Source organism: Massilimicrobiota sp. An80 (assembly GCF_002159255.1).
Taxonomy (GTDB): domain Bacteria; phylum Bacillota_I; class Bacilli_A; order Erysipelotrichales; family Coprobacillaceae; genus Allocoprobacillus; species Allocoprobacillus merdigallinarum.
Genome location: NZ_NFHI01000060.1, coordinates 1 through 12,355, shown reverse-complemented (window position 1 = coordinate 12,355; position 12,355 = coordinate 1). Strand labels below are relative to the sequence as shown.

Here is a 12,355-nt window from a genome sequence, read left to right as displayed (position 1 = left end):
TGACCCATCATCAGATCATGATTCTCCTATACAGTTTTAAAATTGTGGGAAGAACAGCCTTCCCACAATTTCTTATAATCCAAAACCCCACAACCCCGTGTTATTTTAGATTACCAAAATCAGTAATTATAATTTTAAAGATTGAGTGTATGATAACGATAACCTGTTTGAAAATCAACTAAATTTTCTAACTCTTCATGTGCTTTAAGATGCTCTAAATTTCTTATAACTAAATCAGTAAAATAAGTTCTGGCACTTTCCCATACATAACCACCTGAAGCATGTGGCGTTATCAAAACATTATCCATTTGCCAAAGCGGATGATCAGCTGGCAATGGTTCTTCTTCAACAACATCTAACCCAACCCCATAAAGATGCCCCTGATTCAATACATTGACAAGATCATCAGTAGCAATAGCACTTCCTCTTCCAACATTAATCAATACAGCATCCCTCTTCATTAACATCAGTTTTTGCTGATCAAATAAATGATAAGTCTGCGAAGATTGAGGCAACGCCAAAATAACAAAATCTCCACGTGGAAGAACATCTTCCAATTGATCCGTTGTATAAATTTCATCAAGACATGATGGACATTGAGATGGTCGACGTCTTACACCAATGTTATAACAGTCAAAAGCTTTTAAGCGTTTTGCGATTGTATATCCTAAATCTCCTAAACCAACAATCACAACAGTCTGACGATAAAGCTCTTTTCCAATAGTATCTGCCTGCCAGATTCCATTTTGCATATGCTGAATATATGTTTTAAAATTTTTATTCAAAGCTAAGATCATACCAATAGTATGTTCAGCAATAGCCACGCCATAAGTTCCAGAAGCATTAGCTAAAAGAGTATGAGAAGACAAAATACCTGGTTTGACATATTCATCACTTCCCGCACTATTTAATAAGATCGCCTGTAAATGCTCACGATTCAAATCATATTGCAACGGTGGATTGCCAACAATCACATCACACTGGTCAATCATCTTTTGTGTCACAGTATGCCTAGTTGCATAAATAAAATGATCTTGAGAAAAATGTTGTTCTATCTTTTCAAAATTATCTTTTTGTAAAGGAGCCAACATTAAAATATTCATAATCCATCCCTTTCATTATCAATGAATTCTTTATAAATAGCTTTAATAGCTGGCTTAAAATAACAGTTACGTACGCCAATAATAATATTTAATTCACTAGATCCCTGATCAATCATTTTGATATTGATATTTTCTTTAGCCAAAGCCTTAAAAACACGAGCCGCTGTTCCTCGACTGGCTTTCATTCCTCTACCTACTACCGCAATCAACGATAAATCCGACTCTAAAATAATAGAATCAGGGTGCACACTGCGATGTAGTCCCGCTAAAATATCTTGTTCTTTATCAATAAATTCTTCAGTATTGACAATCACTGTCATTGTATCAATACCCGAAGGCATATGTTCAAATGAAACATGATAATCTTCAAAAACTTGTAAAACTTTACGCCCAAATCCAATTTCAGAATTCATCATATCTTTTTCAATCATGACTGTCGCAAAGCCTTGTTTTCCCGCAATACCCGTAATCACATGTGCTGGCTTATGGCAGGTACTTTCTACAATCAAAGTTCCTGGATCTTGAGGTCTATTGGTATTTTTTATATGAATAGGAATTCCTTCCTTACGGACAGGGAAAACAGAATTTTCATGCAAGACTGAAGCTCCCATATAAGACAATTCTCTTAATTCTTTATAAGTAATTGTTTCAATAACATCAGGATTTTTCACAATACGTGGATCAGCAATCAAAAAACCTGATACATCAGTCCAGTTTTCATATAAATCAACTTTCCCATTTTTAGCCACTATAGATCCTGTTACATCTGAACCCCCTCTAGAAAAAGCTTTAATCTGACCACTATCATCATTAAGCGATCCATAAAATCCAGGTATCACTGCATAAGAAACTGATTCTAGTTTTTGAGATAAAATAGGATCTGTTTTTTTCGCATCATAACGTCCATCTTCATCAATAAAGATAACATCTTTGGCATCAATAAATTCAAACCCTAAATAAGCAGCCAAAATCTTTCCATTTAAATATTCTCCACGACTCACAATATAATCTTCACTCGTTCCATCTTCTAAAGCTTTTTGAATAGCTAGAAAATCTTCTTCAAGAGATATATCAATATGCAATCCTTCAATAATATCTAAAAAACGTTCTTTAAGCTGATCAAAATACAAATGAAACTCATTTTTTGTCTTAGCATAAAAGATTTTATATAAAAGGTCTGTCACCTTGGTATCATCTTTGAATCTTTTTCCAGGTGCACTTGGCACAACAAATCGTCTGTCTTTATCACTTTTTATAATATCATAGACTTTTTGAAATTGTGTTGCATCAGCTAACGATGAACCACCAAATTTCACAATTTTACTCATGATTATCGCCTCCATTAATACTATTAGGATACATGATTCTTTCTCTTTATTCAACCTGGAAACGAAAAATATCTTGGTTTTTCCAAGATATTTCCTCTTATCTAAAGACAATTTCTCCTTTTTCATCATCCATCTGATCAATGATTGCCAGTGATTCTAAATGATAACCTAATTTTCTAATTGTCTTTCCACCACTTTGATAACCTTTTTCAATGACAATACCAATACCTTCTACAGTTGCCCTAGCTTGATGAATCAAATCAATTAATCCTAAAACTGCACAACCATTAGCTAGAAAGTCATCAATGATTAAGACATGATCATTTTCATTTAAATACTGTTTTGAAATCACAACATCATTTGTATTTTGATGTGTAAATGATTCTACTGTTGTATGATATAATTCATCAGAGATATTTGATGATTTTGATTTTTTTGCAAAGACAACAGGTACATTTTGAAAATGTCTTGCAGTCATAACAGCTACACCAATACCACTGGCTTCAATCGTTAAAATTTTATTAATGGGATGTTTTTGAAAAAGTGTTTGAAACTCTTTTCCCATTTCATCTAAAAATGCAACATCAATCTGATGATTTAAAAAACTATCGACTTTTAAAATATTTCCTTTTTTTACAATACCTTCTCTAATAATTTTTTCTTCTAACGCTTTCATAATTCTCCCTTTTGTTGATAAACAACTTTAAATATTTCTTTTTTTATCATTTGATATTGTTGATCATCCATAACCTTTGGATATGTCATGAATGTCAATTGAACTGAATGATCATTTTCTCTAAATGTAGGTTGTATATACTGATAAGGATTTAAAACAAATCCCATTCTTTCATAAAACTGGATACGTTTTCGAGATATTTCATCATGGGGAACTTCTACTTCTAAAAATAAGAATTTATCTTTATATAAATAACAAAATTGTTGTAGAAAGTATGTTCCTAATCCTTGACCTCGCATCTTTGTTTCAATTGCAAAGTTTTCTAAATAAACACAATTTTCCAATTCCCATACAATCATTGCTCCTTGTAACTCATTATGTTCATATTTTGCATAAATGCTAAATAGATTTTGTTGAAATAACTTTTTCATCTGTTCATAGGGTCTTAACTCTTCCAATACAAAAGATTGCTGAAATAAACGATAAACATCATCAAACTGTGATATAGATATTTTCTCCATTGTTTCACCACCTTATATCCATTCTAGCATAATCCATTCAGGATACCAAGTCTGCTTGTTCAAGTTGTAATAAAAATATCTTGACATCAATGTCTTTTCCATAGCCACCTAATTTTTGTGATGAACCAATGACACGATGACATGGTATAAGCAGTGAAAATGGGCATTCACGCAAAGCACTTCCGACAGCCCTATAAGCCCGCGGATGTCCAATCTTTTCAGCAATATCACGATAGCTTCTTGTTTGACCATATGGAATGTCCATAACAGCCTGCCAAACTTTCTTTTGAAAAGCTGTTCCTTTTAAAAATATATAATGGAAATCAAAAGTTTGTCTTCTTTTTTGAAAATATTCGTCAATCTGCTTAGCTATATTTTTTAAACACTCTGTATTTTCATAAATACCATTTTCTAAAAGGATTGGTTGACCACAATAAATAATCGCTTGATCTTTACAGGCAATCATTATTTTCCCAATAGGAAATGGATACTGATAATAATAAATTGTCTTATTCATCTGGCATTTTTTTTGGCATATTCTAAAGCTTTTTTCGAAAAAGTCTGAGATGCCTTTTGAAGATTTTGTTTCAAATCAGAAAGTTTTTCTAATTGTAATTCCTTATGACGCACCAGACATTTTCCATTGACAAAAACAGTATCTACCTGGCTTGGATTGGCACTATAAACCAGTGCTGAATAAGGATCATAAAGTGGATACATATTCACTGAATCTATTTCAACAATGATAAAATCTGCTTTTTTCCCCACTTCTAATGAACCAACCAGATGATCAATATGTAAGGCTTTTGCACCATGAATAGTTGCTAAAGAAAAGATATCCTGTGCATGAAATGCGCCACGATCATGATTCACAGTTTTATGAACACAGGCAATCATTTTCAACATTGAAAAGAGCTCTAAAGTATTCCCACTTGATGGTCCATCTGTCCCTAAACCAACACTCACACCATTTTCTAATAGTTCTTTTAAAGGCATAACTCCTTTTGCTGCTTTTAAATTAGAAACCAAACAATGTGCAATACCACTCTTATTTTTTTGAATTAACTTTATATCATCATTATTGATATGAATACAATGCGCTAGAATAACATTTCGATCCAATAAATCATAATGGTCTAAAAATGCTGTTGGTGTCATGTGATACTCTTTTTGGAAATAATCCATCTCATAATCCAATTCACTGGCATGCAATGATAAAGGCACATTGTATTGTGTTGCCAATTGATGAGCAAGCTGAAGATGTTCTAAATCATTTGTATTTGTCGCATGTGGCGCAATAAATGGAACAATCAACGGATGATTTTTCCATCGAGGTATAAACCATCGACAATAATCCAATCCCCCATAAGCTTCTTGACTATCGCAGCTAGGGAAATCAACAATCGTTTCTCCAACAAAACCTCTCATTTTCATTTCATCAGCTGCTTTTGCGACTTCATCTTCAAAATAATACATATCCATAAATGTTGTAATCCCTGACAACAACATTTCAGCCATAGCATACTTGGAGCTATGATAAACAAGATCAGCCGTCATATATTTGGATTCCAATGGAAATAAGAAGCGACGTAAGCGATCAGGACAATCATCACCTAGTCCACGAAAAGGAATCATTCCTAGATGCGTATGGATATTAATCATACCTGGTAATAAAATACCATGATGTCCATCTATGCATTGATCATATTTTTGTACACATGTTTTCCCTATTTCAATTATATTTTCATCATCAATGAGCATTTGTCCATCTTCAATGACATCAAAATGTTCATTCATTGTTAAAATTGTTACATTTTTAATCAATGTTCTCATAACTGTCCTCCATGAGTGGTACAATTGTCTGATGATAAGTATCCAACATCCCATAATCAGTCACTTTCAGTTCTGGTGAAACAGGTAGAGATAATGTGGATAATGACATAATCACATTATCATGAACATATCCTAAATCTTCCATCGCTTTTCTGACTTGTCGTAAATCTTGAGCTAATTCTTTTAATGGCTGATCACTGACAATACCACCAATATTTAATACAGTGTTGGCTTGAATTTTTTGGTTTTGAACAACCAGATATCCACCTTGTTGTTGGAGAAGCTGATGCTGTGCAATAACCATATCTTCAATACTATTACCTAAAATCATGATATTATGATGATCATGTGCCCAGCTTGTCGCAACTGCACCTTTTGTTTGTAATGTATTTTTCACCAAAGCATGTGTAATATGTCCATTTTTTTGATATCTTTCAAAAATAGTCAATAAGCAAAGTCCCACACTTTGATAATCTACATAGCCATCTTTGACTGGTAATTTCATTTGCAGATGCTTTGTAAAAGTGGAATGTGGCTGTACTTCCATAACATGACAAAGAACTTCTTTTTTTGATGATGATATCATAAAATCTTCATTCTTTGCTTGTCTGGCATAAAGTGAATGGTAAAACTCTTGTGGAAACTGTGACTGTTGTTCTTGAATTTCTATTTGTTTTGTTTGATGATAAACACATTGTCCTTTTTTATACACACTATCAATAGAAAAAGAATATAAATCATCCAACAAGATAAAATCCGCTATTTTCCCTGGGGCAATACATCCACGATCAATCATATGCATACGTCTAGCTGGTGTATAAGTGGCACAATAAATAGCTTTTTCAATTGGCATACCTAAATCATATGCTAATTTGACTAAAAGATTCAAATGTCCCTGCTCTAACTGGTCAGCCATCACATCATCCGTCACCAATGCAAAATATTCATAAAATTGATGTTCTACCAATGTACGAATTGTATCTGCATTCATTGATTTTCTTTGAATTTCCAGAAACATGCCATTTTTTATCTTTTCAACAATGGATTCTGGTGTCTGTTGGGTATGATCTGCATCAACACCCTGATAAATATATCGTGCTAAATCAAGCCCCGTAATTTTAGGACAATGTCCTTCAATAGGTAACTGCCATCTTTTTTCATGACAGGCTTGAATAATCTGATTAATGAGTGTATTTTGCCCACCAATCAAATCTTTAAAGTTCATGACTTCACCCAAGCATAAAATACGAGGATTCTCTAAAAGCTGTTTGACATCATCTACATCTATTTTTCCTCCTGTTGTTTCCAAATGTTCATTGGTAGAAGGAACAGAAGAAGGAATTCCATAAAAAATATCCAATGTTGTGTCATTGGATATCATCGTTTCAATTCCACGTATTCCAAAAACATTCGCTATCTCATGTGGGTCAGCAACCACTGTTGTGACCCCATGAGGTAATACTGCTTTGGAAAATTCACCAGGAACTGTCATAGAACTTTCAATATGCATATGAATATCAATCAACCCAGGAATCATGTACTTACCTTGTCCATCAATCACTTCTTGACTTTCAAGTGGTTCATCATCACAAATATAATAAAATTTATCTTCTTGAATATAAACATTCTTTTTTTCAAAACTTTGTGTAAATGTATTATAAACCTGTACGTTTTTGATGAGTTGATTCATGACAATATCTCCTAACTATTTAAAATACGTGTCCATTGATCAACCCAATCCTCTAATAGTGGATTGACAAATTTGAAATCAATAACTTTAGCTCTAGCAGCTACATCACCATAAGTTTTATTAAGCGCTTCTTCTTCAGTTAATTCAACTGTTTTATTTGTAGGTGCTTCATTCAAATCAGAAACAGCATCTTTATATTGTAAATCTTTGCTTAAACGCCAATCAATATATTTATATGCTAAATCTTTATTGTCTGAATTTTTATTCACTTCAATTGTATTAAAGTTGGCATATGTTCCTGATTCAGGTACTACATATTCACAATTTTCATTATTTTTTTGAATTAAACTTACACCAAAGTCAGCAACAACAGCAACTGAAATTTCTCCAGCACTGAACATATTTGTTAAATCTGAAGATTTTGTATATGTTTTCACAATATTTGGTTTTAATTCTTCTAAAGCTTCAAATGCTGCTTTTCCATTATCAGATGTAATATCTACACCTTTATAATCACTTGCAATATGTACCATTGCTGGTCCAAAAGTTGTTGTAATTTCAGGAATAGAAATTTGACCTTTTAAACGACTATCCCATAAATCATTCCATTCTTTAATTTCAAATCCAGTTGCTTCCTTATCATAAATAATACCAATACTATTTAAAGTATAAGGAACACCATATCCATTATCATCTTTTAGCTTAGACGCTGCATCAATTAAATCTTTCGCATTTCCAATTTTACTATAATCTAATTTTTCAAATAAATCAGCTGCATATCCTTTTTGTGCTTCTGCCTGAGATAACTCAATAATATCAACATCAGAATTTGGATTATTAGCAAATTTTGTGTAACGATCTGAAGTTCCACCTTCTTCTACAACAATTTCACAATTGTTTTCTTTTTCAAATGGTTCATAAACATCTTTTTGTACAATATCAGCATTTAATCCCCATGTTGATACAACTAATTTTTGAGTATCACTCCCACTGTTACTAGAGCATCCTACTAAAACCATAGCTCCAGCCATTAAACCAACTAATAATTTTTTCACTTTTTTCTACCTTCCTTTCCTAAACTAAGACAATTTTATTTGCTGGTAAATGCATTTGAATAGTATCACCTTGTTTATAAACTGTTGCATTTCCACCATTAACAACAAGTTTACCAATAGGTGTTTCCACTTCATATTGATAACTCTTTCCAAGGAATGTTCTCACTGTAACATTTCCTGTAATCATATTATCATATTTATCAGCAGATGTTACGATTTCAATATCATCAGGACGAATTGTCCCTTTGCATGTTTCTAAATCGCCATCATTGTCCACTTTCATGATTTCACCCTTTTGATTTTGATATTGGTGATCTTGAACTTTTGTTAAATCAAAGAAATTCTCAAATCCTATAAATCTTGCGACAAACTCTGTTTTTGGACGAGAGTAAATATTTTCAGGTGTATCGTATTGTTCAATAACACCATTATTCATAACTGCTACCTTATCAGAAATAGAGAAACACTCTTCTTGATCATGTGTAACAAAAATCGTTGTAATTCCTAATTTTTTCTGTAATCTTTTAATTTCAACACGCATTTGAATACGTAATTTCGCATCCAGATTACTTAATGGTTCATCTAGTAATAATAGTTTTGGCTCAATGACAAGTGCTCTTGCTAAAGCAACACGCTGACGTTGACCTCCTGATAATTGTTTAGGTAAACGATCTGTTAATCCTTCCAAATCACAAACTTCAACAACTTCATTGATTTTAGCTTCCATTTGAGCTTTATCCATTTTTCTTAATTTTAATCCAAACGCAATATTTTCTTTAACTGTTAAATGTGGAAACAAAGCATAACTTTGGAAAACCAATCCAAAATTTCTTTTATGAACAGGTACCTTTGTCATATCTTCACCATCTAAAATGAAGTTTCCTTCCTGAGGATCAATAAATCCTGCAACCACACGTAAAGTTGTTGTTTTTCCACAACCAGAAGGTCCAAGCAAAGAGACTAATTCTCCTTTTTCAATATCTAAGTTTAACCCCTGTAAAATATAATTTTTCTGATGATATGCAACTGCAATATCTTTTAAGCTTAAAAACGCCATTCTAACTCCTCCTATTTTGCAAGTGCTGAAATTCCTAATGTTTTTTCAACAATGAACATAATCACAATCGTTGCTACCATTAATAAAACAGAAACTGCTGAAACAGTTGGATCATAATTATATTCAATATAATTCATTAATGTTGTAGGTAAAGTTGTCACTCCTGGTCCTGTTAAAAACATTGATACAGGTATATTATTAAATGAATTAATAAATGACAACATAAAAGCCGCACTGATTCCTGATGTAATATTAGGTAAAACAACTTTAAAGAAAGCCTGACCTTTTTGACATCCTAAACTTAAAGCTGCCTCTTCAATTGCAAAATCAAACTGATCCAATGAAGAACCAACAATACGAATCACATATGGTAAAACAACAAGAAAATGTCCTAGTAATAAACTTTCAAAAACAGGAAAATTCAATGTTAAAACCACATATTGATATAAAGCATATCCGACAACAATTCCTGGAATGATTGTTGGGGATAAAAAGAAGCTCTTTAAAAATTTCTTTCCAATAACACTATATCTCGCTAATGCATATGCTGCAGGTACCCCTACAAGCAAAGCGAGTAGAGTTGCTAACAAAGCAATTTCTCCACTTAATGCTAATGAACTCATAAAGCTTTCTGATTCAAACACATTGACAAACCATTGTAATGAAAATCCATGTATAGGAAAAGTAATCGTACTTTCTGAGCCAAATGCTGTCACAGCAATAATGATGAGAGGTATAAACAAAAATGCAAATACCAAAATAGAAATAACCATCAATCCTTTATGTTTACGCATTAGACTTCACCTCGCTTATCCAATTTAGCTGCAATCGCATTTAATGCTTTCATAACAATTAATGTTGTAATAATCATAATGACTGCAAAAACACTGGCTGCTGTCCAATTATTTAAACTTAATGCCTGTTGTGAAATAAAGGTTGCTAAAACAAGATTCTTTGGTCCACCTAATAACTGAGGTGTTGTATAAGCACTGAGTGATCCTGTAAAAACAAGCACACATCCTACAATAATACCTGGAATACTTAATGGTAAGACAACCTTCATAAAAGCTTTGACACGATTGGCACCTAAACTTTCTGCTGCTTCCATCATATCATTATCAATATTTTCCATAACACCCACTAAAGTGATAATCATAAGAGGTAAAAATAAATAAATTGTCCCAATCAAAACTGAAAATTCAGTATATAACATTGTAATTGGTTCTTCTATAACCCCTATTGACATTAAAAAATTATTAATCACTCCATTTTTACCTAAAATATTAATCCATGCAAAACTTCTGACAACTGAATTCGTCAGCATTGGAAAAATAGAAATTGCCATTAAAATACCACGCCATTTCTTATCACAACGAGAAATAAAATAAGCTGTGGGTACTCCTAAAATCATGCAAACAAGAGATGAAATCAAAGCAATCTTAACAGTTCTAATGAAGATTGTCATATAATATTCATCTTGAAAAAATGATAAATAATTCGTGAAACTAAAGCCACTTCCTTCAGGAAACAAAGTTGGTAAAATGATTTGAATCAATGGCATCACCAAAAATACAATCAGTAAAACCAAACAAGGCACCAAAAGAAGATAATGCATTTTTTTCTTCACTCAAGTCCCTCCTCCAATAAAAAAAAGTCTATCTACAGATAGACACATAAAAAAGCGTCTATCATAGTCCCGTTATTTTCGGTAACGGGGTAGAAACGATTGGGCCAATTCCCAAACATATATGATAACCACGCTTATTGTAACAAACGTCTATAGTTTTGTCTAATATTTTTCGATTTTTTCACATTTAATCGTATAAAAAATGAAAATACCGCCCATTATTTAACAATTCAACAACTCATATCTTTATCATTTTATCTAAAATATGGAAATTCTACCATTTCCATCATGTTATAGCATATTTAAAAATATTTCCTGACAGTATCTTTAAAAAAAAGAAACCTATCTTATGATAAGTTTCCTTGTTTATGATTTATGCTTCAATTGTTGCTTTCCATAATCCATGTAAGTTACAGTATTCGTATACTTCAATTGTTCCTTTATAATCACCAATTGCAAATACCGCTTCAGGTTGATCAGCAGATGTTAAATCCACACGTAAAACCTGATTGTTTAATACAGCAATGATTGTTGTAATTAAATGTTCATCAGTCATTGGATGTGAAACTTCACCAACTTTTACATGAAGTTTATCTCCATCTATAGATAATACAGGAACGTGTTTTTCTAATGCACCATCTGTTGTATTCGCTGTTAATTCTACCATTGGTTTTCCACAACAAACAACTGGTACTCCTTTATCAACAATTTTTTCTACTACATTTCCACAAACTGGACATACATATAATTTCATAATCTCTTTCTCCTTTCATGACAAGACCATTGTACCATGTCTTATTTATTATAGCTAATCATATGCACTTTTATTATTCTTTTTTTAATAACTGACAATATGTACGATATGTATAATTATCAAAACAAACAATATCTATTCTTTTGACATATTGACATGGATAGTTTTTAAGCGTTTCTATCGCAATTGTAGCTGCCTGTGATACAGGATAACGATAAGCCCCTGTACTAATTGAAGGAAAAGCAATATGTTGACATTGATATTCTTCAGCTTTTTCCAAACAGCGTATATAACAAGACTGTAATCGTTTGGCTTCATCATGTTGTCCATCACGATAAACCGGACCAACTGTATGAATTACATAACGTGCTGGTAAATGATAAGCCTTTGTGACTTTTGCATCACCAGTCGCACATCCATGCAACAAACGACACTCAGCCAATAATTCAGGTCCAGCTTTGCGATGGATAGCACCATCCACCCCTCCACCACCTAATAAACTATTATTGGCAGCATTGACTATGGCATCACATGATATTTGAGTAATATCACCTTGAATAATTTGAATTTTCATTTCTTTCACCTTCTTTTTGTGCGCACGTTCTTGCGCTTAATATATATTTCTTTTGAAATCATCGCTCCTGCAATGCGATGTAAAGCAACCGACTTACCTCGCGGGGATAACCCAACGGGGACCAAAGCATGTCGGTA

Annotated in this window: 13 protein-coding genes and 1 riboswitch; all 13 genes read right to left on the bottom strand. The window is 32.7% G+C overall.

Annotation, left to right across the window (positions count from 1 at the left end):
• Positions 1-134: 134 nt before the first annotated feature.
• Positions 135-1,103 (bottom strand): D-2-hydroxyacid dehydrogenase, encoded by a 969-nt coding sequence (locus B5G32_RS12290; protein WP_087936812.1) that lies wholly within the window; start codon positions 1,101-1,103, stop codon positions 135-137.
• Entirely contained in the window at positions 1,100-2,431 is a 1,332-nt protein-coding gene (locus B5G32_RS12285) for an aspartate kinase (protein WP_087936811.1), read from the bottom strand. Before B5G32_RS12285 ends, B5G32_RS12290 begins: the two co-directional genes overlap by 4 nt.
• A 97-nt stretch (positions 2,432-2,528) precedes the next feature.
• Entirely contained in the window at positions 2,529-3,107 is a 579-nt protein-coding gene (locus B5G32_RS12280; RefSeq protein ID WP_087936810.1) for a xanthine phosphoribosyltransferase, read from the bottom strand.
• Positions 3,104-3,628, bottom strand: a complete 525-nt coding sequence (locus B5G32_RS12275; RefSeq protein ID WP_087936809.1) for a GNAT family N-acetyltransferase — start codon at positions 3,626-3,628, stop codon at positions 3,104-3,106. Before B5G32_RS12275 ends, B5G32_RS12280 begins: the two co-directional genes overlap by 4 nt.
• A 37-nt stretch (positions 3,629-3,665) precedes the next feature.
• Positions 3,666-4,145, bottom strand: a complete 480-nt coding sequence (locus tag B5G32_RS12270; RefSeq protein WP_087936808.1) for a methylated-DNA--[protein]-cysteine S-methyltransferase — start codon at positions 4,143-4,145, stop codon at positions 3,666-3,668.
• Positions 4,142-5,461 carry an amidohydrolase gene (locus B5G32_RS12265; protein ID WP_087936807.1) on the bottom strand — a complete coding sequence of 440 codons (1,320 nt, stop codon included), beginning with the start codon at positions 5,459-5,461 and terminating at the stop codon, positions 4,142-4,144. Before B5G32_RS12265 ends, B5G32_RS12270 begins: the two co-directional genes overlap by 4 nt.
• Positions 5,445-7,151, bottom strand: a complete 1,707-nt coding sequence (locus B5G32_RS12260; protein ID WP_087936806.1) for an adenine deaminase C-terminal domain-containing protein — start codon at positions 7,149-7,151, stop codon at positions 5,445-5,447. The genes B5G32_RS12265 and B5G32_RS12260 overlap by 17 nt, the downstream gene beginning before the upstream one ends.
• Positions 7,152-7,162: 11 nt before the next feature.
• The gene (locus B5G32_RS12255) at positions 7,163-8,206 is read right to left on the bottom strand and encodes an ABC transporter substrate-binding protein (RefSeq protein ID WP_224759547.1); all 1,044 of its coding nucleotides are present in this window, start codon (positions 8,204-8,206) and stop codon (positions 7,163-7,165) included.
• Between the two features lie 19 nt (positions 8,207-8,225).
• Complete coding sequence (locus B5G32_RS12250) at positions 8,226-9,263, bottom strand: ABC transporter ATP-binding protein (RefSeq protein ID WP_087936805.1); 1,038 nt, start codon at positions 9,261-9,263, stop codon at positions 8,226-8,228.
• Positions 9,264-9,274: 11 nt separating this feature from the next.
• Entirely contained in the window at positions 9,275-10,057 is a 783-nt protein-coding gene (locus B5G32_RS12245; RefSeq protein WP_087305002.1) for an ABC transporter permease, read from the bottom strand.
• Positions 10,057-10,890, bottom strand: coding sequence for an ABC transporter permease (locus tag B5G32_RS12240; protein WP_087358493.1), 834 nt, complete (start codon positions 10,888-10,890; stop codon positions 10,057-10,059). The genes B5G32_RS12245 and B5G32_RS12240 overlap by 1 nt, the downstream gene beginning before the upstream one ends.
• 44 nt (positions 10,891-10,934) lie before the next feature.
• Positions 10,935-11,035: riboswitch (purine riboswitch) on the bottom strand.
• Positions 11,036-11,263: 228 nt separating this feature from the next.
• Positions 11,264-11,644, bottom strand: coding sequence for a desulfoferrodoxin family protein (locus B5G32_RS12235; protein WP_087936804.1), 381 nt, complete (start codon positions 11,642-11,644; stop codon positions 11,264-11,266).
• Between the two features lie 73 nt (positions 11,645-11,717).
• Positions 11,718-12,218: an O-acetyl-ADP-ribose deacetylase gene (locus B5G32_RS12230; protein WP_087358489.1), complete on the bottom strand. Its 501-nt coding sequence runs from the start codon at positions 12,216-12,218 to the stop codon at positions 11,718-11,720.
• Between the last annotated feature and the right edge of the window lie 137 nt (positions 12,219-12,355).